General features: G+C 42.1%; 18 protein-coding genes. 11 read left to right on the forward strand and 7 right to left on the reverse strand.

The features are described 5' to 3' along the window. Positions 1–39: 39 nt before the first annotated feature. Positions 40–606, forward strand: coding sequence for an alkylphosphonate utilization protein (locus QZT69_RS10270; RefSeq protein WP_294673731.1), 567 nt, complete (start codon positions 40–42; stop codon positions 604–606). A gap of 80 nt (positions 607–686) precedes the next feature. Here QZT69_RS10270 and QZT69_RS10275 read toward each other — a convergent pair whose 3' ends face one another. Beyond that, complete coding sequence (locus QZT69_RS10275; RefSeq protein ID WP_294673733.1) at positions 687–968, reverse strand: GNAT family N-acetyltransferase; 282 nt, start codon at positions 966–968, stop codon at positions 687–689. A gap of 117 nt (positions 969–1,085) precedes the next feature. Continuing rightward, positions 1,086–1,964 carry a pirin family protein gene (locus QZT69_RS10280; protein ID WP_294673735.1) on the reverse strand — a complete coding sequence of 293 codons (879 nt, stop codon included), beginning with the start codon at positions 1,962–1,964 and terminating at the stop codon, positions 1,086–1,088. A gap of 245 nt (positions 1,965–2,209) precedes the next feature. On the opposite strand from QZT69_RS10280, the gene QZT69_RS10285 reads away from it, so the two are divergent. The 5 genes from QZT69_RS10285 (at position 2,210) to QZT69_RS10305 (ending at position 7,654) form a co-directional block, all read left to right on the forward strand. Next, a complete protein-coding gene (locus QZT69_RS10285; RefSeq protein ID WP_294673736.1) occupies positions 2,210–2,497 on the forward strand; it encodes a DUF427 domain-containing protein in 288 nt (95 codons plus the stop codon). Positions 2,498–2,506: 9 nt separating this feature from the next. Then, a complete protein-coding gene (gene egtB, locus QZT69_RS10290; RefSeq protein WP_294673738.1) occupies positions 2,507–3,655 on the forward strand; it encodes an ergothioneine biosynthesis protein EgtB in 1,149 nt (382 codons plus the stop codon). Between the two features lies 1 nt (position 3,656). Continuing rightward, positions 3,657–4,607, forward strand: a complete 951-nt coding sequence (gene egtD / locus QZT69_RS10295; RefSeq protein WP_294673740.1) for an L-histidine N(alpha)-methyltransferase — start codon at positions 3,657–3,659, stop codon at positions 4,605–4,607. Between the two features lie 488 nt (positions 4,608–5,095). Next, complete coding sequence (locus QZT69_RS10300) at positions 5,096–6,247, forward strand: MauE/DoxX family redox-associated membrane protein (protein ID WP_294673742.1); 1,152 nt, start codon at positions 5,096–5,098, stop codon at positions 6,245–6,247. A gap of 93 nt (positions 6,248–6,340) precedes the next feature. Further along, positions 6,341–7,654 (forward strand): retropepsin-like aspartic protease, encoded by a 1,314-nt coding sequence (locus QZT69_RS10305; RefSeq protein WP_294673744.1) that lies wholly within the window; start codon positions 6,341–6,343, stop codon positions 7,652–7,654. Positions 7,655–7,733: 79 nt separating this feature from the next. Here QZT69_RS10305 and QZT69_RS10310 read toward each other — a convergent pair whose 3' ends face one another. The 3 genes from QZT69_RS10310 to gyrA all read right to left on the reverse strand — a co-directional run bounded on the left by QZT69_RS10310 (position 7,734) and on the right by gyrA (position 12,540). Then, the gene (locus tag QZT69_RS10310; protein ID WP_294673747.1) at positions 7,734–8,528 is read right to left on the reverse strand and encodes a prolyl oligopeptidase family serine peptidase; all 795 of its coding nucleotides are present in this window, start codon (positions 8,526–8,528) and stop codon (positions 7,734–7,736) included. Between the two features lie 242 nt (positions 8,529–8,770). Next, a complete protein-coding gene (locus tag QZT69_RS10315; protein WP_294673749.1) occupies positions 8,771–9,880 on the reverse strand; it encodes a tetratricopeptide repeat protein in 1,110 nt (369 codons plus the stop codon). A 104-nt stretch (positions 9,881–9,984) separates the two neighbouring features. Next, a complete protein-coding gene (gyrA, locus tag QZT69_RS10320) occupies positions 9,985–12,540 on the reverse strand; it encodes a DNA gyrase subunit A (RefSeq protein WP_294673751.1) in 2,556 nt (851 codons plus the stop codon). Between the two features lie 211 nt (positions 12,541–12,751). Here gyrA and QZT69_RS10325 point away from each other — a divergent pair, with 211 nt between their 5' ends. Beyond that, positions 12,752–15,268 carry an ATP-dependent Clp protease ATP-binding subunit gene (locus QZT69_RS10325; RefSeq protein WP_294673753.1) on the forward strand — a complete coding sequence of 839 codons (2,517 nt, stop codon included), beginning with the start codon at positions 12,752–12,754 and terminating at the stop codon, positions 15,266–15,268. A 91-nt stretch (positions 15,269–15,359) separates the two neighbouring features. Continuing rightward, entirely contained in the window at positions 15,360–16,217 is an 858-nt protein-coding gene (locus QZT69_RS10330) for a hypothetical protein (protein ID WP_294673755.1), read from the forward strand. Positions 16,218–16,288: 71 nt separating this feature from the next. Here the strand turns inward: QZT69_RS10330 and QZT69_RS10335 are convergent, their stop codons facing one another. Further along, positions 16,289–16,675 (reverse strand): hypothetical protein, encoded by a 387-nt coding sequence (locus tag QZT69_RS10335; RefSeq protein WP_294673756.1) that lies wholly within the window; start codon positions 16,673–16,675, stop codon positions 16,289–16,291. 236 nt (positions 16,676–16,911) lie between these two features. Here QZT69_RS10335 and QZT69_RS10340 point away from each other — a divergent pair, with 236 nt between their 5' ends. Next, entirely contained in the window at positions 16,912–17,790 is an 879-nt protein-coding gene (locus tag QZT69_RS10340; RefSeq protein WP_294673757.1) for a bifunctional 5,10-methylenetetrahydrofolate dehydrogenase/5,10-methenyltetrahydrofolate cyclohydrolase, read from the forward strand. 49 nt (positions 17,791–17,839) lie between these two features. Here the strand turns inward: QZT69_RS10340 and QZT69_RS10345 are convergent, their stop codons facing one another. Further along, a complete protein-coding gene (locus QZT69_RS10345) occupies positions 17,840–19,333 on the reverse strand; it encodes an NAD(P)/FAD-dependent oxidoreductase (RefSeq protein WP_294673758.1) in 1,494 nt (497 codons plus the stop codon). A 66-nt stretch (positions 19,334–19,399) separates the two neighbouring features. Here QZT69_RS10345 and QZT69_RS10350 point away from each other — a divergent pair, with 66 nt between their 5' ends. Further along, positions 19,400–19,882: a YkgJ family cysteine cluster protein gene (locus tag QZT69_RS10350; protein ID WP_294673760.1), complete on the forward strand. Its 483-nt coding sequence runs from the start codon at positions 19,400–19,402 to the stop codon at positions 19,880–19,882. A gap of 67 nt (positions 19,883–19,949) precedes the next feature. Beyond that, a complete protein-coding gene (locus tag QZT69_RS10355; RefSeq protein WP_294673762.1) occupies positions 19,950–24,755 on the forward strand; it encodes a gliding motility-associated C-terminal domain-containing protein in 4,806 nt (1,601 codons plus the stop codon). Positions 24,756–24,805: the final 50 nt, after the last annotated feature.

A 24,805-nucleotide genomic window follows, 5' to 3' on the forward strand; every position in this document is an offset into this window, starting at 1 on the left:
TGCGTGATCGGGGCTTTTCTTTTTTGCTAACTTTGGCGCATGAATTTTGAAAAGCAATTAAATCTTCGCAGCGGAGAAAAATGTGAGTTAAGTGGGGTAACTAATGATTTGCAGGTTTACCAGGTACAACCCTCAGAAGGTAACTCGGTGGACGATTTCATCCTGATCAGTCAAAACCTCAAAGATCAATTGGAAGGGAAGAAAGAATTGGTTCCCAACGATTGGAGGTGTCTGAATGATTCCATGTGGAGTGAAGTTTCTGCTGTGAAAGTGGCGGCTTACCGCATGCTCGATCAATTAAAAGCAGAAGGCTGGCCGAACGATTTGCTTGAAATGATCTATTTGACAGAGGAAGAACTGAGCTGGGCGAAATCCGGAATGGAAGATGAAGACGCTGTAAAGCATATCGATTCCAACGGAGCTGTTTTACAGGCAGGGGATACGGTTGTTTTGATCAAGGATCTGGATGTGAAAGGCTCTACAATTACAGCAAAACGCGGAACTGCCGTGCGGAATATTCGTTTGGTCCACAATGATCCGACCTTAATTGAAGGAAAAGTAGAAGGACAAACGATTTACATCCTGACACAATACGTGAAAAAGTAGACTGAGCGGAGTCGAAGTCTACTTTTATTTTTTCCCTTCGCTAAAGGATACTGAGTCCCGAAGTTTCGGGAAAGTATCAATCATAGTACGTCGTGGTATTCCGGAGTCTTATCAAAGACACTTTTTGCGAAAGGACATAAAGGAATGATTTTGATACCCGCTTTGCGCGCAAATTCTACGGCTGCCTGCACCATTAAATTCCCGACGCTTCTTCCTCTGAATTCGCCGTTTACTTCTGTATGGTCGATAATGATCCGGTCATCGTTCACCCATGCATAAGTCATTCTTCCGGCTTCTTTACCGTCTTCCGTTGCTTTGAAAAAACCTTTGTTTTCTCTGTCAAATTGGTTTACTTCTATCATAATTTTATTTAGAAATGTTCAAATGTTCAAATGTTCAAATGTTCAAATGTTCAAATGTTCAAATGTTCAAATGGCTTTTTTAAACCTTTTCAACTGTTGAACATCTTTGAACTTTTGTTAAAACTTGGGTTCCGGCAGCGGAACGAACCCGGTTTCTCCTTCAATTTTAGGGAAAGTCTGTTCGGTCCAGGCTTTTTTAGCCTCTTCGATGCGCTCTTTACGTGAGGAAACAAAGTTCCAAAAAATGAACCGCTCTTCCGGAAATGCTTCCCCTCCGAAAATATAAACAGTCGAGTTTTCCGCCATTTCAAACGAACACAATTCGGTGTTCTTAGCGATTAATATTTGTTTCGGGCCAAATGTTTCTTCACCTTCTTTGATACTGCCTTCCAGGATGTATAAAGCACTTTCTCCGAATAATTGATCTCCAATGCTGATCGTTGCTGCTTCTTTGGTTTTGATTTCCAGGAAGTAAAGCGGGCTGTAAACCGGGACCGGAGATTTCTTTCCAAATGCTTCACCGGCAACCAGTTTGTAATGAACCCCGTTTTCTGTCCATTCCGGGATTTCATTCGCTTCAATATGCGTAAATGAAGGTTCCATTTCTTCCAATTCTTTCGGAAGAGCAACCCAGATTTGCAATCCATGCAGGCTTTTTTCGGAATGACGCAGGTATTCAGGCGTTCTTTCCGAATGAACTACTCCTTTTCCGGATGTCATCCAATTGACAGCTCCCGGTTGGATTTCTACCATTGACCCGATACTGTCGCGATGCATGATTGCACCCTCAAACAAATAAGTGAGAGTCGATAATCCGATATGCGGATGCGGCCCGACATCCAGATTCTGGTGATCACTTAACTTTGCCGGCCCCATGTGGTCAATAAATACAAATGGTCCCACAGCCCGTTTCTGGCGAAAAGGCAATAAGCGTCCAACCAGGAAATTACCAATATCTGCTGCGCGTTCTTCGATTATAAGCTGAATGTTTGACATGAGAATTTTAGTTCTAAGGAATTTTAAAAATAAGAACTTATTGCCTGGTTTTTATCACAAGAATCAATTTTTCCTCGGATTGCTATTCCTTCGTCCGATCATGAGTTCATGATAAAATTGGGATTAATTGGCAATTAAATTTCGGAAAACCTAAATCTGGTTCCGGTTTCTTTTCGTATCTTGAAAAGGCTGAGTCTTTGACTGCAACCGGAACACCCAATGAAAATTACTAAAATACTGAACGAATGAAAAGAGCAATTTGGAACAATACCGTCATAGCAGAAAGTGAGAAAACGGTAGTTATAGAAGGAAATCATTACTTCCCGGAGGAAACAATCAAAAAGGAATATTTTAAAGATTCAGATACGCACACAACTTGTCCGTGGAAAGGAGTAGCTTCTTATTATTCGCTGGAAATGGATGGACAGACAAACAAAGATGCTGCCTGGTATTATCCGAAAACTTCGGAGCTGGCCAAGAGTATTGAAGGAAAAGTGGCTTTTTGGAAAGGTGTTCAGGTTGTTGAGGATTAATTGGATTTTATGCATTTGAAAGAAAAATATTTAGAAGTAAGAAATAGAACAGAGGCATTATGCAAGCCCTTACAGATCGAAGATTATGTTCCGCAGCCTGTTGCATTTGCGAGTCCTCCAAAATGGCATTTAGCTCATTCTACCTGGTTTTTTGAAGAAATGATCCTGAAGAGAAACCTGGATACATACAGGGAATTCCACCCGGATTTCGGTTTTTTATTCAACTCTTATTACAATACGATCGGTGAGCGAACTTTTCGTGCGGACCGGGGGAATATTACACGTCCGGGAGTTTCTGAAGTCTACGCTTACCGCGCATATGTTGACGGTGGAATGATGGAATTACTCTCGAAAGAGATTTCTAACGAATTAAGGGAATTGATCGAACTGGGGTTGAACCACGAACAGCAGCACCAGGAATTATTGATCACAGATTTAAAATACACACTTGGTCATAATCCGATTTTCCCGGTTTACGATGAATCGTTCAATTTATTGGCAGATTCCAACACTTCTTATGGCTGGCTCGCAATGGAGGAGGGAGTTTACGAAATAGGACACGATGGTGGTGCTTTTTGCTTTGACAATGAGTTGAACAGGCACCGGGTGTATTTGCATGAATTCGAGATCTCGCATGCACTTGTTACCAATGGTGAATACATGGAGTTTATGGAGGCAGGCGGTTATTCCCGTTTTGAATGCTGGCTGGATGAAGGCTGGTCGTGGTTAAACGAGAATCAGATTACAAGTCCGCTTTATTGGCATAAGATCAATGGGAAGTGGCATTATTTCACACTTGCGGGTTTAAAAGAAGTAGATCCGGATGCCATATTGGGACATGTTTCTTATTACGAAGCTCAAGCCTACGCAAGTTGGCGGGGATTACGCTTACCAACTGAATTTGAATGGGAAGCAGCTTCCGAAAACCTGGATTGGGGGAAACGCTGGGAATGGACCAACAGTGCTTATTTGGCGTACCCCGGATTCAAAACCGCAGCAGGCGCCGTTGGCGAATACAACGGAAAATTTATGATCAATCAAATGGTATTGCGCGGAGCTTCCGTGGCAACCGCACCTAATCACAGCAGAAAAACCTACCGGAACTTTTTCCACCCACATTTTCAATGGCAATATTCAGGAATCAGATTAGCAAAGTAAGATGATATTAGAACAATTTAAACAAGACGTCAGGTTGGGACTTTCTCAAAATCCCAAGCAAATTCCCTCCAAGTATTTTTACGATAAACGCGGTGACGAATTATTCGTGCAGATCATGAATATGCCCGAGTATTATCTGACACGATCAGAAATGGAGATCTTCCAACAGCAGTCAACAGCTATCATTTCAAGCTTTGATATTCAAAAAGGGGAAGAAATAGAGGTGGTAGAACTGGGTGCAGGTGACGGAACAAAAACCATTCACCTCTTATTCGAATTGATTCGTGCCCGTGTTACTTTCAAGTACATTCCAATTGATATTTCTTCCAATGCATTGAACGGATTGGAAAACCGGATGAAAGAGGAAATTCCGGAACTTGCCATCAACAGTCTGCATGGTGATTATTTCCAAATGTTGAGCGATCTGAAAAAATCTCCCAACAGGAAGATCATTTTGTTCCTGGGATCGAATATCGGGAATATGCCGGATGAACAGGCAAAAAGCTTTATCGCCTCTCTCAGTAAGAACCTGAACAAAGGAGATAAGATTGTTCTGGGGGTTGATCTGATCAAGGAAAAAGAAGTTGTTCTGCCTGCATACGATGATGCAGCGGGCATTACACGAGATTTCAACCTGAACTTATTAGAGCGGATGAATCGGGAACTGCATGCAAATTTTGACCTCGATGGTTTTGTGCATGATCCCGAATACCACGAGTCTGAAGGGATTGCCAAAAGTTTCCTGAAGAGTACCAAAAAACAGGTGGTGGAAGTTAAAGCAATCAATCAATCGTTTTCATTTGAAGAGAACGAGCGAATTCATACGGAAATCTCCAGGAAATACAACGATCAGATCCTGTCGAAGATCATTGATCAATCCCCCTTATCGGTTCAGCAGCGTTTCACAGACCAAAAGACCTGGTTCGGGGATTACATCATTAACAGAGTTTAAGTTCTTTGCGTTCTTTGCTCCTTCGCTGACCTTGTTTTGCCGAAACGCTTATGCTGTAGCTTGTGCCGCCGCTAAAGCTTTGGCGACATGCGGTCAGCGAAGGCACAGTGGCTTCACAAAGGCAAGGGCTACGGCGTAAGCATTCACTCTTAGCGGTTAAAATAAGACAGGATTTATAAACCGCAAAGAAGAGCCAGCTGTGGCTGGTGAAGACGGAGTGCAGTCTGAAAGACGCGGCACGAAGGTAAAAGAGCGCAAAGATTTGAATATTTGTCTTGTCAAAGCAGCCTATTAAGTTTCGATCTTCGTTACTTTTTATGTCACCGGTTTTAAATGGATAACTCCCGCCGGTAGACTCATTCTAATCAGGTATTTGTGGTAAAAGAAATAAATGAGATTTAAATTCGTGGAGCTTATTTGTTAAGCTTTTACTAAAAAGGGAAATACGAATGGTTGTTTCTATTATTTTAGGGGGATAAAATCGCGTTATGACAACTACCGGCATAGAGAAACAAGGGTTTGTGAACAAACAGCTCCCAATGATCATCAAAGGATTAATGGCATTTATGTTCCTGCTTTCGGCAGTAGCAAAATTGTATCCGTCTCCCAATCTGGCTTTGCCGACATTTGAGGTGAAACAACTGATCCCTATGGGATTCAGTGAAACAAGCGCGGCTTATTTCTCGCGTATTTTGATCGGATGTGAATTGGCCCTGGGGATTCTCCTGCTTCAGAAGAATTATTTCAAAAGATTGGTCATTCCGATGTCGTTCCTAATGCTGCTGATCTTTAGCATTCATTTGAGCTATGAAATTGCGTCAACCGGAAACAGCGGGAACTGCGGATGTTTTGGTTCTTTGCTTCCTATGACACCGGTTCAGGCTTTGATCAAGAATATCATCGGTATGGGATTGCTGGTTATTCTTTACCAAAAAACGTCGAAGCAAAATGATAAATTGAACTTCTCGTTCCTGGCAGCAATTACTTTCGCTTCCATTCTTGCGGTATTTATGGTTGGACCGATCCAGCGTAAATCCAATGATGAGCTTGCTGCCGAGATGATGGCGGAAATGAATATGGAAGAGGAGGAAGAGACTGTTTCCGAAACCCCCGGATCAGATACGCCAAAAACCGAAAAATCCGAAACTGGAAAAACGGTTCCTGCAAATCCGAAAGAAGTGAAAGCGGGTGAAAAGGAAACGAAAACCGAAGAAAAACCGGTTGCTGATGAACCGAAAGCAAAAAGATCAGGATTTGCTTCTCAATATGCTGACATCGATAAAGGAAGAAAAATTCTGTGTTTTTTCGCACCGGGATGTGATCACTGTAAAGAAACGGCAAAAGCACTCACCGAAATGGCTGCCAAAGATCCGGATTTCCCGGAAATGAAAATTGTATTCATGGATGAAGAAGCGGAATTAATCCCCGACTTTTTTGCCTTTGCAGGGAAAAAATATCCGTTCAAGATTTTAGATGTGGCTTCTTTCTGGACAGTGCTTGGAGGAACAAAAGATACTCCGGGAGTCTTTTACCTGTGGAACGGGAATATCGTAAAAGAATACGACGGAATCAACGAACGTGCCTTTAAAAAAGACGAATTCAAAAAGATCGTTCAGAAGAAGTGGTCGGAGTTGAAGTAATTGCAAACAAAATTATAAATCAAATTCTATTTTTAACCGCAAAGAGTGAAAGAACGCAAAGGTTTAATTATCTTCATGATTCATTCTGAGCTTATGAAAAACTTGTTTGTCATTCTTTTTTGTCTTTTAAGCTTCTTTTCCGAAGCTCAAAAAAGCCGTTCTTTTAATGAAGATAAGTTCTATTCGGAATTAGAAGTTTTAGCTCAGAAGAAAAACTTTTTTGAGGTTAAAAACCTGCTTATCACCAATAAATCCCAAATAGATAAGGAAGTTTATTTTTACTACTGGAGTTTGGTTGAAAATGCATTTTCCCACTTCAGGGAGTCGAACGAGGCTATTGAGGAATTCCTGGAAGGAGCAGGAAGGATGAATAACGATTCACTTTTCAAAGAAATTTTGATGGTCAAGCAGTTGAACCTGGTAAATTTATTTGAGTACAAAGATGCTTATTTGACCAATCAATACATTCTGAACAATTTCAGTCATGTATGCACGGAAGATGAAATTGCGGACCTTACCAACACCGGAACCATTTGGAAAGGGTTGGAAAATTCAGGTAAACAGGTGATTCACCACACTTCGGATGTAACTATTCAGCTAACACGAGACAATGCTAAATTGGCGAACATTCCGGTAACTGTCTCCGGAAACACTAAAAATTTCATCTTTGATACAGGGGCCAATTTTTCAGTAATACAGCGTTCTGTAGCTCTTGAAATGGGGTGTGAGATTATTCCGATCCAGTTTAACGTTTCTGCAATTACCGGCGCAAAAGTGAAAAGCGACCTGGCAGTTGTCAAAGAACTGAAGATCGGAGATCCTGAAGGATCCGGACAAGTGATCACCTGTGAAAACGTAGTGTTCCTGGTTTTTGATGATAAAGACCTCACTTTCGCAGAAGCAAATTATACAATACTTGGTATTATCGGATTCCCCGTAATCCGCAACCTGGATGAAATACACATTACCAAAGATGATCAGTTGATGGTTCCTAAAACTGCCAAAATGTTTCCCGTAAGCAATATGATCCTGAATGGATTTGTGCCGGTGGTCCAGGTGGTGAAAAGTTCGGATACGCTTCAGTTTACTTTTGATACCGGTGCGGTTGAAACGTCATTGAACAGTAAATATTACCTGAAATACCAAAAAGAGGTTAAAAGAAAAGGAAAGAAAAAGACTCTTCAAACCGGAGGAGCAGGAGGGATGGTAACGTTTGAAGGATATGTACTTCCAAAACTCACCATTGCCGTGGATTCTTCCAAAGCCACATTACAAAATCTCCAGGTCAGGACAGATAATATGGAAAATGTCAGTGGTGATTTTGAAGGAAATCTCGGGCAGGACTTTATCAAGCAGTTTGATGAAATGATCATCAGCTTTAAATATTCTGCTATTCAATTCAAGTAGAAATTGTTCAAATAGTTCAAGGGGTTCAACTTTTGAACTATTTGAACTTGTTGAACTATTTGAACTTGTTGAACTTTTATTAGTTGCTTCCTGCGCCTATCGGTTTCTTTTCAGAAGTTTTTGCCTGGGCAGGTTCGGTTGGAGCTCCGTTTTCTGTCTTTTTCGGAACCTGTACCATTACTACTTCATTGGCTGCGGTTCTGACTTGTGCAAACAGCCAGTCATACATTTCATCGGTGCGGAAAATACGTTCCAATGCTCCGTGATTTGCGCCTGCGATTTCTGTATAGATCAGGTTTTTCCCGTTGTTACAATTCTTAATTGCCGCAACCATTTCCCGTGAATAACGAACCGGAACTGCTTCATCCCTGTTTCCATGCTGGATCCACATCGGGATACTTGCCAGGTTGCAGGCATCTTTCGGGTTTCCTCCGCCGCAAAGTGCAACGGCAGCCGTAATTTTGTCCGCATGTTTTCCCGCAAAATGCATGGTTCCATAACCGCCAAGGCTCATCCCGCAAACATACACGCGATTGGTGTCTGTTTTGTATTGTTTTTGTACGTATTCCAAAACTTCCAGGACTTTGTCCGGATTCCACGATCCGTTAGCAACCTGTGGCGCAATGACAATTGCAGGAACTTTTCGTCCCTTTTCAATTTCGTGGATAACCCCGTATTTTTTAACACGATTCAAATCTGTTCCGCTTAAACTTTTTCCATGAAGAAAGATCAGGATCGGAGGATTGTTGTTCAGAGTAGCTGAATCCGGAAGGTTCAGCCAAAAATTGTAGGATGTTTTTCCTCTTACAGCACTCAATTGCGCGAATGATTGAAAACCGACAACCAGACAAATTATGACAAGAATGTTTTTCATATATTTTTCTCTCTTTTGTTCCGTTTTTAGCAACTGCAATGCAGATTCTTTTTGAGTCGGCTAATATAGGGATTTCACAGGAACGGAGTGTTTAATTTTCCGTTAAATCGGGTTTGTTGTCGTTTAAAAGAGAGGGTATGTTATGGTAAACGTGATAATGTTTAATTGGTTACAGTTAAAACCAGTAGGGCCATCTCGGTTTAACCGAGACGGCCCTACTGGTTTATTTATGAGTTTTGTTATTACTGTCTGGCAGCATCGAGCATTTGCTTGTATTTTGCTTCTTTCTCAGTGTTTTTTACAGCACGTGCAATTTTCACCAAACTGTTCAAAACATCTACATCTTTTGGAGAAAGTGCAATATACTTCTCTAAAGGATCCAATGCAAAACCGTAGAACTCTAAACTTTTTGAAAGCAATTCATCCGATTCTTTTTTCGCATTCGGAGGAAGACTTCCTGCCTTTTGACGCAATTCAAATCCTTTACTTGAAAAGTAACTTCCAAGGTTGTAATAGGCATCGGCATAATTCGGATCAATTTCCACAGCTTTATTCAGGTTTTCCAAAACGGTTTGGTCATCGTTCATTTCCATCGCGATAGTTCCCAGAGCAAAGTACAAATGTTTGTCTTTCGGGGATTTAGTAATTGCCTGCTTTAAGAAGTCAACTGCTTTATCGTTTTGTCCGGCTTTGATGTAAGCCATAGCTGTTGCACGGTAAATTTCGTTTGGCTTGTAATTCGCATCAGCTGCTTTTTTGTAGTATTCAGCAGCCTGAACGTAATTGGAATCATTTTCTGACGCGATACCAGCGTAGTAAATAGCGGTTGTATCCAATTGGTTCAGAATTCCGGTGTAATCATTAACCGTTCCGAAGGCCATGGTCGCTTCTTTGAATTTTTTTGCATCAAATGCAGCAGAACCTGTAGCGTAAAGCATTTGTTTGATCGTGTTCACACTGTTCTGAATATCCGAATCGTATTTATTGGAAAGATCATAAGCTTCTTTGTAAGCTTTGATAGAAATTTCCTTTGCATTTTCAGGAACATTCTTGTTGAATTCTGCATCTCCAAGCATTTTTAATAAAAGCATGGAGGTATAGATTTCTCCTTTCAGGAACAACGTTTTCGGACTTTTTTCTGTTTCAGCATTCGTTGAGGCGATATCAATAGACTCTTTAGCTTTTAACAGTTGTTTTTTACTCTCGACCATGTCTCCGGCCATTTGAGCTTTCTCAAAATTCTGGAATGCCAAAGCAGCATCCGTTTCTACCTTTTTTTGAGCAAAAGAAAGTGATGAAATCATTACGATTCCTGCCATCAATGCTCCTTTAGTAAGTTTCAAATAATTCATACCTAATTAAATTTTTATTATCTGCGATAACGCTTGATCGATCCTGTTTCCAACTTTTATGCCATTATCGACTCTAAAGATGCAAACAAAATACAATTTCCATATTATTCCTCCGAATTTGTTTCTGTTGTTTCTTCAGAAGCACCATCTGAAGATCCGTCAATGATCGTTCCGTCTTCATCTTCGAATTCTTCTTCCTCATCAGAACGCGGTACTCTTGCTACTGCAGCAATTGCAGCATTTCCTTTTAAGTTGATCAAACGAACTCCCTGAGCGGCACGTCCCATAACACGGATTGTATCAATGTGCATACGAATGGTAACACCTGCTTTGGTGATGATCATTAAATCGTCTTCGTCAGCAACTGTTTTGATTGCCAAAAGTGGTCCGGTTTTATCCGTGATCGAAATGGTTTTCACTCCTTTTCCTCCACGGTTGGTAATGCGGTAAACCGGCTCACCGTCTTCCGGATCGTTCAGGAAGGAACGTTTTCCGTATCCTTTCTCGGAAACAACCATGATTGTTTCAGCATTATCCTTCACACAGATCATTCCAACCACTTCATCTTTTTCATTCTGAAGCGTTACGGCACGAACTCCGGAAGCATTTCTTCCCATCGGACGAACTTTTTCTTCATTGAAACGGATAGCGCGGCCTGCTTTTGTTGCAAGTACCATCTCATTTGTTCCGTCTGTCAATCGAGCCTCTAGTAATTCATCGTTCTCACGGATTGTGATCGCGTTAATACCGTTTGCTCTCGGACGGGAATATGCTTCCAGTGATGTTTTCTTAATGATACCTTGTTTCGTACACATTACGATGAAGTTGTTCTCTACGTATTCTTTGTCGGTCAAATCTTTGACTTTCACATACGCTTTGATCTTATCATCCTGCTCAATGTTCAACAAGTTTTGGATGGCTCTTCCTTTTGCGGTTTTATTTCCTTCCGGAATTTCAAACACCCGCATCCAGAAACAACGTCCTTTTTCTGTGAAGATTAATAGGTAATTGTGGTTAGTTGCCACAAATAAATGCTCTAAGAAATCTTTATCACGAGTAGTAGAACCTTTCGATCCCATTCCTCCGCGGCTCTGAACTTTGAATTCATCCAGGTTCGTACGTTTTATATATCCTGCATGAGAAATCGTAATAACCACTTCTTCATCCGGGATCAAATCTTCGATTTTCATTTCTGAAGCCGAGTACTCAATCTGTGAACGGCGCGCATCACCATATTTTGCGCGAACTTCGATCAATTCGTCTTTGATGATCTGCATTCTGCGCTCTTCACGATCCAGGATATCCTTCAAGTCAGTGATCAAAGCCATCAGGTCAGCATATTCGGCACGTAATTTATCCTGCTCCAGTCCTGTTAATTGACGCAGACGCATTTCAACGATAGCACGGGATTGGATATCAGATAAAGCAAAACGCTCCATCAAACGCTCACGGGCTTCCTCCGGACTTTTTGATGAGCGGATCATAGCGATCACTTCATCAATATTGTCTGAAGCAATAATCAAACCTTCTAAGATATGAGCACGCTCTTCTGCTTTGCGCAATTCATACCTGGTTCTGCGTACAACGACTTCATGTCTGAATTTCACGAATTCAGCAATCATTTCTTTCAGGTTCAACAAACGAGGTCTTCCGTCAACCAAACAAATGTTGTTAATAGAGAAGGAACTTTGAAGAGCTGTGTATTTATAAAGTTTGTTTAGAACAACGTTTGGAATGGCTTCACGCTTTAATTCAAAAACGATACGCATACCATTTCTGTCAGATTCGTCACGAATGTCCGAAATGCCCTCGATCTTTTTGTCATTTACCAGTTCAGCAGTTTTTTTGATCATTTCTGCTTTATTCACCTGGTAAGGAATTTCCGTAACGATGATCTGTTCACGGCCACCATATTCTTCAATCTCGGCTTTTCCGCGGATTACTACGCGGCCACGTCCTGTCAATAGTGCTTCGCGCGCTCCGTCAACACCATAAATAATACCTCCGGTAGGGAAGTCAGGTGCTTTTACGTAGTGAAGTAATTCTTCCTCTTCGATATCCTTATTGTCAACATAGCCGATAATAGCGTCGACAACTTCTCCTAAATTGTGCGGCGCCATATTTGTTGCCATACCAACTGCAATACCGCTTGCTCCGTTCACCAGCAGGTTTGGGATTTTTGAAGGTAAAACAGTAGGCTCCTGTAATGAGTCGTCAAAGTTCGGAGCAAAATCAACCGTCTCTTTGTCCAAATCATCCAGCATCTCTTCAGCGATCTTACGCAGACGTGCCTCGGTATAACGCATTGCTGCCGGACTGTCACCATCAACCGATCCGAAGTTTCCTTGTCCGTCAACCAACGGGTAGCGCAAAGACCAATCCTGTGCCATACGCACCATGGTGTCGTAAACGGAACTGTCACCGTGCGGGTGATACTTACCCAAAACCTCTCCAACAATACGAGCTGACTTTTTGTACGGTCGATTCGAGTAAACCCCCAAATCTTGCATACCATATAATACACGGCGGTGTACCGGTTTAAATCCGTCACGCACATCAGGAAGTGCACGGGATACGATTACGGACATCGAATAATCGATGTACGCCGATTTCATTTCATCTTCGATGTTAATCTGGATTATCTTTTCTCCATCTGCCATCTTGTCATAGTTTTAAATTATGCACGAAATTTGCGTGCTAAAAGCAAGTTCCGAAATTAGTATTTTTATAGCTGCGAAAAAGAGGGGTAAAAGGATTTTTACTAACAAAAAGTGGTGAAAAAATGCTATTTCGAGGTACTTATTAACATTTAATGTGTTTGTATATTTGTATGGTGCACTTGTTGTACCTGAATCTTAAATTAAGAGAGTTATGGAAGCGAAATTTTCACCCCGGGTAAAAGACGTACTCAGCTTTAGTCGAGAAGAAGCATTGCGTTTGGGGAACGACTTTATTGGGGTAGAACATTTCTTGCTTGGAATCTTGCGTGAAGGAGAGGGGAACGCTGTGCGGATCCTGACCGGATTCAACCTGGATCTACAAAAGTTAAAAGCAGAATTAGAAAAACCATTACTGGAGGCATCTAAATCGAATTCGCCTGTCGGTGCGAATATCCCTCTGGTAAAACAAGCAGAACGTTTGTTAAAAATTACGTATTTGGAAGCTAAATTGTTCAAGAGTCCTATGATTGGAACCGAACATTTGTTACTTTCGATGCTAAAGGATGAAGATTCCGTAGTTTGCAGGGTGCTAAACCGCTACGGAGTAAATTATAATACAGTTCACGAGGAATTAGAGAATATGGTCGACGAAAATAAATTACCAAGAGCAGAAATGTCTTCTTCGGAAGACGATGATCAAACATTTGGAGCAAGCCAGCGCAAAGCAAGCGACCCTAAGTCTAAAACTCCTGTTTTAGATAATTTCGGGCGTGACCTTACGAAAATGGCAGAAGCAGGAAAACTGGACCCAATTGTTGGACGTGAAAAAGAAATTGAGCGAGTGTCTCAAATCCTATCACGCAGAAAGAAAAATAACCCGATTTTGATCGGAGAACCCGGAGTAGGGAAAAGTGCTATCGCCGAAGGATTGGCATTGCGAATCGTGCAGCGAAAAGTTTCCCGCGTTCTCTTTAATAAACGCATTATTTCATTGGATCTGGCTTCAATGGTTGCGGGAACAAAATACCGCGGTCAGTTCGAAGAAAGAATGAAGGCTGTAATGTCTGAGATCGAGAAGAATCCGGATATTATCTTGTTTATTGATGAGATTCACACGATTATCGGTGCAGGAGGCGCAAGTGGGTCACTGGATGCTTCCAACATGTTCAAGCCGGCTTTGGCCCGTGGAGAAATGCAGGCAATCGGTGCAACGACATTGGATGAGTACAGGCAATACATCGAGAAGGATGGGGCTTTGGAGCGCCGCTTCCAAAAAGTATTGATCGAACCTACGAGTATCGAGGAAACAATCCAGATCCTGAACAACATTAAGGAACGTTACGAAGATCATCACATGGTGACTTACACGGACGAAGCACTTGCTGCATGTGTGAAATTGACAGAACGTTATATCACAGACCGTCATTTGCCGGATAAGGCTATTGATGCTTTGGATGAAGTAGGTTCACGCGTGCACATCACGAACATCAATGTTCCGCAGGATATCATCGATATCGAACAGGAAATTGAAGAGCTGAAAGATCAAAAGAACGAAGTAATTAAATCTCAGCAATACGAAAAAGCAGCTGAATTACGTGATTCTGAGCGCAAGCTTCAGGACCGTTTGGAAGAGGCGAAAAAGCGTTGGGAAGAAGATTCCAAAGCAAAACGAGTTGTTGTGACTGAAGAAGATGTTGCTGAAGTGGTTTCCATGATGTGTGGAATTCCTGTAACACGTGTTGCTCAAACCGAAATGGGTAAATTGGCTACCATGGCTGATGAACTTCAGGGGAAAGTAATTGGTCAGGATGAAGCTGTTGAAAAGGTAGTAAAAGCTATTCAGCGAAACAGAGCAGGATTGAAGGATCCGAACAAGCCGATCGGTTCGTTCTTCTTCTTAGGACCAACCGGTGTGGGTAAAACGCAATTAGCGAAAGTATTGGCGAAATACTTATTCGATACGGAAGATGCATTGATCCGAATAGATATGTCGGAATACATGGAGAAATTCTCTATCTCCCGATTAGTCGGAGCGCCTCCGGGATACGTTGGTTACGAAGAAGGTGGTCAATTGACGGAGAAAGTAAGACGAAAGCCTTACTCCATCATTTTGCTGGATGAGATTGAGAAAGCACACCCGGATGTATTCAACTTGCTATTGCAGGCGCTGGATGACGGACACATGACTGATGGTCTGGGTCGTAAGATCGACTTCAAGAACACGATTTTGATTATGACTTCAAACATTGGAGCACGTCAGTTGGCTGATTTTGGAACAGGGGTTGGTTTTGGTACAAAATCCCAAACCGATCAGCGCGATGAGAATGCGAAAACGGTTATCCAGAACGCATTGAGAAAAGCATTCGCACCGGAATTCCTGAACCGTATCGATGATATGATCATTTTCCACTCATTAACAAGAGAAAGTATTCACAAGATCATCGATCTGGAATTGGTGAAATTGTTCGATCGCATCGCTGCATTGGGCTACCATGCTTCCATGACTGAAAAAGCGAAAGATTTCATTGTAGACAAAGGATATGATGAGAAGTTCGGTGCCAGACCGTTGAAAAGAGCGATTCAAAAATACATTGAAGATCCGCTGGCAGAAGAGATTATCAAAGCAAATCTGCACGAAGGAGACGCAATTGTGTTGGATATTGATGAAGCAAATACAGCCCTGAAGATTTCCATTGAAAAAGGGAAAACGAAAGCTGCTAAAAAATAAGAGAAAGCACTGCTTTCATATATTAAACAAAGTAGGGGTGCGATTAATCGCACCCCTACTGGTTTTTGGTCATATTTTTTATATTTGAGTAATGAAATTGAAATTAACAGCCTTATTGCTTTTTGGTTTTTACCTAACCGGATTCAGTTACGTAGAAATGACACGCGTCGACGCAAAGATCTTCATTGCCAATCCTGAAACTGATTTTTCTAAAATCCAGGTAAGAAATGAAGCTTTAAAAGCTAAGATGGTAGAGTTCTTGTTCATGAATGATATGATCGACCATATCGGTACTTTAGCTTATGATCCGGAGGCTTTGTTTGTAAACTATTACAAGCAATTTGCTTCTTTGTATCAGTTAATTGACCTGAATAATGACAAGGTTCCGGAGCTAGTTTTCAACGGATATCCTACGGAAGAAAGAGAAAAAGAACGGCTGCAGATCTTTACGACTATCAAAGGAAAACCTGTTTCCATTTACAACGAAATGGGACATTTATTGGCTTACAAAATTCATCCGAACACCCGGGAGATCCTCCTGTACCATCATCAATATCCTTGTTGTGAAAATGCTTCGCATAATCTAAACCGCCTGAGATTGATCGACCATAAAATGACTTTGGTAAAACGTTATTTCCTGGGTAGGGACAGAGGGATGCTGGGTAAGTTTTTTCCGGAGAAGTCAACTTTCACCGGGAAATTTTACTTCACCGAATCTAAAACCACACTTTACTGGTCACCCGAAGAAATCACCGAATCAGCATGGCCCGGAAGATCTAAAAAGAATATCATTACCACTTATGCAGATTCGACAGCCTATTCAGTTTTGGCAGAAAAGGGAAAATGGAGGTTTGTGATTATGCATGGCGCTCCCGTAATAGAAGAAAATAGGGTGATCAATCCGGCGAATTTCTCCAATACATGGATTTACGGTTGGATCAGGGATTAATTATCAACGATTAATTGCACAATTATCAAGTTGGACACCCTTGATAATTTCAACTCTTGATAATTGATAATTCAATTCGTGTCCGTAAGTCTCCAATTCCGAACCAGCTCATGGTGCTTATTTTGGAAAATAGCCATCAATTTGTCCGAATCGGAGTCTTTTCCCGGCCGGCGTTTTTCAATCGATCGGAATGTTTGTTGAATGATCTCTAAAATATCAGACTCCATTAGTATTTCCGAAGTGCTTGTATCGAACCCGTAGCTCCGGTAAACTTCAATAATCTTATTGCGGTCACTCAGCTCATGTGGAAGCAGGGCGCTCTTTTTAGATAATTCATTGAAAAAAGGCAGCAATTTTGCACTTAATTCAATAAAATGCCTCAAAACAATGGTAGCTTCATTAATTTGCTGAATTGCAGAGGTCTGAATAAAGCGTTTTTTAGCGAGTTTGTTTTCCATGACATTTTGTTTTTGTCGTTTCTTCTTTAAAGACGACCCCGATTCCAAATAGTTGGATTTCAAAATAAGTCTTTGATTAAACCCCCAATCTCGTTGATTAAAATGGGGTTTTGTGTGATTATTTCATTGTTAAATCAATTATTGTTGATAAAATTTCACAATCCAGCTTATTTTCAATCAAAATTTATCGCCTACTAAATCGATGTAAGCCGTATATTTGCACAAAACTTTTCAACATGCAGATATTAAGTGGTAAGGATGTTTCCGAAATCATCAAAAAGGAACTGGCAGTTCAGGTTTCCGAACGTAAAGCGGCAGGAAAGAAAATTCCGCATTTGGCAGCAATTCTTGTCGGAAGAGACGGAGGTTCAGTTACTTATGTCAATAACAAATTGAAAGCATGTGAAGAGATTGGTTTTGAAAGCACCTTAATCCGTTACGATGATTCTATTACGGAAGAAACGCTTTTGAAGAAGATCCAGACTCTGAATGAGGATAAAAGCATTGACGGATACATTGTACAGCTTCCGCTTCCTGCTCACATTGATGAAATGAAGGTAACTTTATCCATTGATCCGAAAAAAGATGTGGATGGTTTTCATCCGATCAACGTAGGGAATATGATGCTGAATATTCCGGGATTCGTTCCTGCTACACCTGCAGGAATTGTGGAATTGATGCGCCGTTATAAAATTCAGACCGCCGGAAAGAATTGTGTAGTGGTAGGAAGAAGTAATATCGTAGGAACACCTTTGAGTTTGCTTCTCGGGAAGAATACAGATCCCGGAAATTGTACCGTTACATTGGTTCACTCCAAATCAGAAAATATCAAAGAAATCTGCTCTCAGGCGGATATTTTGGTTGCTGCAGTCGGAATTCCCGGGTTTATTACTGCTGACATGGTAAAAGAAGGAGCGGTGGTAATCGACGTAGGAACAACGCGCATTGAAGACGCATCGAGAGAAAGAGGCTGGAGATTGGCAGGTGACGTCGACTTCAAGGAAGTAGCTCCGAAAACTTCAGCAATCACGCCTGTACCGGGTGGAGTAGGACCGATGACCATTGCATCTTTGATGATCAATACCCTGAAGGCGATGGAATTGAAAGGAAAGTAATATTAATGTATAAAACAGTAGGCATGTGATTAATCGCATGCCTACTGTTTTATAATCGTTCCAAAGGTGTTTTCACGCCGTCAACCAGGGAGTAGCAAGCCAATTTGTCTTTGAATACCGAAGATTTAAACAAGGAACGGTTTAAGAGCATTCTCACACATTCCTGGATTCCTTCTGCAATGGAAGGATGCGGATGAACCAATTCTGCAATCACGTGGATCGGAAGCCCGAGTTTCATGATTAATCCGATTGTTTGGATAGCGGTCGAAGCATGTTCTCCTACGGCGCGCATCCCAAGGACTTTCATTTCACTATCGTTGGTAACAATAATCTTGAAGAATCCTTCGGTTTTTCGCATAGCAATTGCACGTGCAATGACGGAGTAATCAATCTTGACAACTTTTACAGGAATATTCTTTTCAATGCATTGAGCTTCGTTAATTCCTACTGCGGCCACTTCCGGCTGGAGGAACATGATAGTGCATACGTTATCATAGCTCAGGCGCTCACGGATCGTTCCGAAAGCTCTTTCAACCGCATGGCGCGCTTCGATTTCCCCCATATTTACCAGGGCAATTCGTCCGGAGACATCGCCAACGGCGTAGATGTGCGGAACGTTGGTTACCGTATCATCATCTCCGATGTGCAGTCCGCGTTTCGACATTAAAACACCTGCATTTTCAATTTTAAGGTTTTCAATATTGGGAACGCGTCCGATGGAAAGGAGTGCTTTTTCAACGCGGATCACTTCCCGGGATCCATCCGGGTAGCTTAATTCATATTCTACCTCGTTACCCAGGTTTTCCAGGCGTTCCAATTGTGCATTATGGTGGATTGTTACTCCTTTTTCTTCCAGGTTCTCGCTGACGATTGTTGAAATATCCGTGTCTTCAAACGGGAGAATGCGGTCGGCACGATCAATCAGGTATACTTTTGTTTTCCCGAAGTTGGAGAAGATCGTAGCGTATTCACAACCGATAACTCCGGCTCCGACAATTACAAGACTTTTGGGGTAATCCGAGAGATTTTCGATACCGTCGCTGGTTAAAATAGTTTTTTCGTCAACGTTTACGTCCTTCATTTTGCGTGGGCGACTTCCACTTGCGATAATAATGTTTTCCCCGTAAACCACAGAGCGGTCTCCGTCATGCTGGACGATTTCTATTTCGTGATCATTGATAAAACTGGCTGTTCCCCGTTCATAGGTCAGCAGTTTGTCCATGGTTTCTGTTTGAAGTAACTTTAAATGGCAGGAATACTGGAATTTACGTTCAAAAACAGCCTCGTCCACCGTTGCATCAACATCTTGCCAGGAAAGGTAAAACTTCTCTCTTCCTTTACCTCCGATAGTATCATTTACCGAAGCAATTTTTTGGGAAATTTCCCACAAGGTTTTCGACGACAATGCCCCGTTATAAACGCCGGCACCTCCAACACGGTCTTTTTCAATCAGGCAAACACGCTTTCCGTAATCGATTGCGCGCATCGCTGCTGCATAACCAGCCGGACCACCGCCTATAATAACCAAATCAAATTTTTTCATAAGTTCCCGGACTAAAATTAAAACAATACTTTAGAATTCGGCATCTGTTTCTATTAATTTTGTCAGATGAATTTGAAAGAACTAACCGATTACGGAAAGGCGGAGAAGGAATTTTATACCAAATGGATCAAGAAGGCTAAAAAGGCTAATAACCGCACCTTGGATGAACAATTCCATACTTTACACAACGAAGCGTTTCGGAAAATCGATTGTTTGGAGTGCGCAAATTGTTGTAAAACTACCAGTCCTATTTTTAGAGATGTGGATATCAAGCGCTTATCGAAACGCATGCGCATGTCTGAAAGCAAATTCATAGATGCGTATTTAAAAATAGATGAAGACCAGGATTATGTGCTTCAAACAGCTCCATGCCCGTTTTTGGGAGATGACAACTATTGTTCCGTATACGAAGACAGACCTTTGGCTTGCAGGGAATATCCTCACACCGACCGGAAGAATATGTACCAGATTTTACCGTTGACCAGAAAGAATATGGAAGTATGCCCGGCAGTGAGTTATATTATGAAGGAAATATCTAAAAAAATATAACAAAAATTACAACCTTTTGTATAATTTGGCGTCTCTTAAAGGAACTAGTTACTCAAAAATTAACACCATGAGGCCTGTTATACTCTCCATATTACTACTCTTAATAACCACTTCTTTATTCAGCCAGAAAGCTAAGAATGGTGATTATACGGTCACAGCAGCCGGAACAGTTTTGAATGCTTACACAAATGTGACAGCCAATATCAGTGCGGGAGCAACTTCATTAACAGTAGCTTCGAGTGCTTTGACCAATGCTACAAACCTTACAACTCCGCTTGGGGCAGGCGATTTGATTTTAATCATTCAAATGCAGGGAGCAGATCTGAATATTAATATCACACCAACTTTCAATTGGGGAGGAAATTATACGGTTTCAAACGAAGCAATGAATGCAGGTGATTTTAATAATTATCGTGCAGAATTCGGAACCGTTACCAACTACAATAATTCCGGTAAATACGAATATGCAGAAGTACTTTCCGTTCCAAATGCAACAACAATTAATGTAAGATGTGCCTTAAAAAACGCATATACATCATCTGGTCATGTTCAGGTTGTTCGTGTCCCCAGGTTTGGAAATTTGACTCTTAATGCAAATGCCACGATCATTCCGGGGTATTGGAACGGAACAACAGTTGCACCAGGTGGTTGGGATGGAGCCACAGGCGGTATTGTTGCTTTGGAAGTAAATGGAATCATGAGTTTTGGAACAAATTCGAGAGTCATTGCTTCCGGTTATGGATTTAGAGGAGGTGCTGTTGACAATACTTCTAATGGGCCTGGAAATGCAGCTGATGTGGGAAAACCCGGATATTCTGCAGCTTCAGAAGGGGCTGAAAAAGGAGAGGGAATCGGAGGTGCTGCGACTGCTACTGGCGAATTAACAGTTAATCACTATTCAAGATATGGAATGGGAGCAGCTGCCAATGGCGGCGGCGGCGGAAATTACAAAAATGCGGGCGGTGGTGGTGGAGCCAACGTTGGAACAGGAACTTATACAGGAACTGGGGTTTTAAATCCGACTTATGCAGCCTTTTATGCTTTAGAGTCTTTATCAGCGAATAGTTCAGGAGGAGGAAGAGGTGGATATTCCGGTGCACAAAACAATCAGAATGAAGCAACTGTTGGGCCTAATAATTCAGCATGGCAGGCTGATAGCAGAAGAAAAGAAGGTGGATTGGGAGGACATCCCTTAACATATGACGTAACCCGTGTATTCATGGGCGGCGGCGGCGGCGCAGGTGAAATGGATAATAACCAGGGAGGAAGTGGCGGAGCCGGCGGAGGAATTGTCTTTTTGCAATCTTATGGAAGTATTACAGGAACCGGAATTATTGAAGCAAACGGTGCAAATGGGCAAAATTCGAATCCATCAAATGCACCGAATCCGGGAAGTTTTTCTAACGCTAAGTTAGGAGTTGACGGAGCTGGTGGTGCCGGTGGAGGTGGTGCGATCATCATTTCAAATGGAACAGCACTTCCTGCAACTTTGACATTGAGTGCAACTGGAGGAAATGGCGGAAATAATGCCTTGTCTTTCGGTGCATTAGCATCAGGAGTAGAAGCTGATGGTCCGGGCGGCGGCGGCGGCGGCGGTATGATTGCCTACACTTCCGGTTCTCCGGTTCAAAATGTTTCCGGAGGATTAAATGGTACGGTAACTACTGTTGGAACAACAAATATTGTTGCAAACTTTCCTCCGAATGGTGCCACTAACGGTGCATCTGGTGTGAGTTCTATTACTCAGCCATTTTATAACCTAATCGCAAACAACGCATCTATCTGCAGCGGAAATACAGCAAATTTATCGGTGACGGTTCAGGGAACTTTACCTGCTCCAATCACCAATGCAAATATCACCTGGTATACTTCCTATACCGGAAATACTTCTGTTGGGACAGGGTTGACTTTCACGACACCGGTTTTAGCAGCAACAACAACTTATTATGTCGGATTTTGTCCGAACGGAACATTCAGAGTTCCTGTAACGGTTACTGTAGGCGGACCAACTATTTCAGGAACAGCTGTTGTAACGGATGCAACCTGTTCTACGGGAGGCTCTATTACCGGTTTAACAACTTCCGGTGGAACACCGACTGTCACAATTACCTGGAATGGTGTTACAACTCCGGGAATGAATTTAAGCAATGCAGCAGCCGGATCTTATACGGTATTAGTAACCGATGGTATCGGTTGTACGGCAACTTCCGGACCTTATACAATTAACGGTACTGGCGGTCCTTCAATTAATTCTACTAACATGCTGGTTACGAACGCTTCCTGTTTGGGTGGAGGCGGCTCAATCACCGGAATTACTGCAACCGGAACAGGTTTAACTTATAATTGGAATTCAGGCGCTTATTCAACATTGGATATTACAGGTTTGAATGCCGGGAATTACAACCTGGTAGTTACAGATAATAACGGCTGTACAGCTTCTCTTGGACCAATTAACGTTGGTCAAAATCCGGGACCTGTAGTGAATACTACTAACATGGTTGTGACCGGAACTACCTGCGGATTGAACAACGGAAGCATCGTAGGAATTACTGCAACCGGAACAGGTTTGACCTATAACTGGAATGCGGGAGCTTATGCTACTTTAGATATTACAGGTTTACCGGGCGGGAATTACGATTTGGTGGTCACAGACAATATCGGGTGTACAGCTGCTGCCGGACCAATTACAATAGGAGCATCAAGCGCTCCTGTGATTAATGCAGCTTCCGTTTCAATTACAGATGCACACTGCGGACAATCGAACGGAGCAATTTCAGGATTAAGTGTTTCAGGCGGACAGCCGGCTTACACTTACAATTGGAATTCAGGAGCATACGCTACATTGAATCTCACGAATATCCCGGCAGGAAATTACACTTTGCAGGTTACAGATAACCTGGGATGTCTTGCAAATGCAGGTCCGTTTACCGTAAACGATATTGCAGGTCCGGTAATTAATACGGCAAGTATGGTCATTTCGGATGAAACCTGCGCCGGAAATGACGGAGCGATAACAGGCATAACAGCGACCGGAACAGGAACATTGACTTACAATTGGAATCTGGCGGTTAGTCCTTCTTTAGACCATACGAATATTCCGGGCGGAACATATGGTTTGTTGGTTTCTGATGCATTCGGATGTAATGCTGTTGCAGGTCCTTTCACTGTAGGTTTGTCTCCGGGCCCTTCTGTTAATACCACCAATATGGTCGTTACAGGAACTACTTGTGGGTTGAACAACGGAAGCATTACAGGAATTACCGCAAGTGGAACCGGCTTGACCTATGAATGGAATGGGGTTAGTTCACCGACTCCGGACCAAAACGGACTCGCATCCGGTAACTACACCCTGGTTGTAACAGACGCAAATAATTGTACGGCAACAGTCGGTCCTTTATCAATCGGGGCTTCCAATTCACTGACATTAAATACCGCAAATGCTTTGGCAACACACGAAACATGTGCTTTAAATGACGGAACGATTTCCGGATTAACAACAACTGGAACAGGAACATTAACCTATACCTGGAATGGTGTGCCAAGTGCGACTTTAAATCAGACAGGGTTATCACCAGGAGTATATAACGTGGTGGTTTCGAACGGAGCAGGTTGTACAGTGAGCGGAGGACCTTTTACGGTAAACGCTGTTATTCCGCTGAGCCTTGATCAAAGTTCCTTGTTGATTACTCCAACCGGATGTACCGGAAATACCGGTGCAATTCACGGATTACAGATAGTGGGAGGTGTAAGCCCGACTGTTTCATGGGCACCGAATGGTCAGACAACTTTAAGTATCGGTGGTTTGGCGGCAGGAAATTATACGATTACTATCACAGATGATCAAAACTGTTCAGTTCAGGAAACATTTACAGTTCCGACGACCTCCGGTCTTACTATAGAAACAAATAATGCAGTGATTTCAAACGACAATTGTGCAGTTGGTTCCGGATCAGTTGCGGGAGTAACCGTTTCAGGTGGAACGGCGCCCTATTCTTATTCCTGGAATAGCTCTCCGGCTCAAAATACCCTGGATGCATCTAATCTGACTACAGGAAATTATACTTTGACAGTTACCGATAATGCCGGTTGCCAGGCAACAGAAAACTTCTTTGTAGGAGTTGTTCCTCCGCCGGTAATTGATTTGGGATCAATGATTGTTATGAACGAAACTTGTTTGGGGAATAATGGTTCTATTACAGGGATCCAGGTTACAGGAAACGGCCCGTTTGTATATACTTGGGATGGTACTTCTTTAACTTCATTGGATATTTCAAACCTGGATGCGGGAATGTACACCTTGTCTGTATTAGATGTAAATGGCTGTGTGACGAGTGGAGCACTGGTAGTGGTAGGTTCGGATCCTTCTCCGGGTGCAGACTTCTCCATTTCAAATCCGGTTGCATCTCCGGGAGAAGTAATTACGTTCACCAACACAAGTTCTGGAGGTCCCTTCCAAAGTTACAGCTGGACCGTTTCAGGAGTTGGTTTGATCGGTACGGGTTCTTCCGCAACATTCAACTCGATGGAAGAAACAACTTATAATATGACATTGGTTATAGAAACGGTTGACGGTTGTATCGACTCGATAACAAAACCTTTCGAGATTTTGGGAGAGCTCAAAATTCCGAACATCGTAACTGCTAACGGAGATCATGTAAATGATGAATTCTATATTACGAATTTGAAACCGAATTCGAAACTAGTTATTCAGAACCGTTGGGGGAACGTAGTATTTGAATCGGACAACTATAAAAATAATTGGGGAGGTATTGATATTACAGGCGAAAAATTGGATGATGGCGTTTATTTCTACCAATTAATAACTGCGGATGGTAAAATGTGGCAGGGAAATGTTCATTTGCTCATTGATTAAGATAAGTTCTTTTTTGCTTTGCTATATTTACGGACTATTAACAGTTGATG

Source organism: uncultured Fluviicola sp., assembly GCF_902168135.1.
Lineage (GTDB): Bacteria > Bacteroidota > Bacteroidia > Flavobacteriales_D > Crocinitomicaceae > Fluviicola.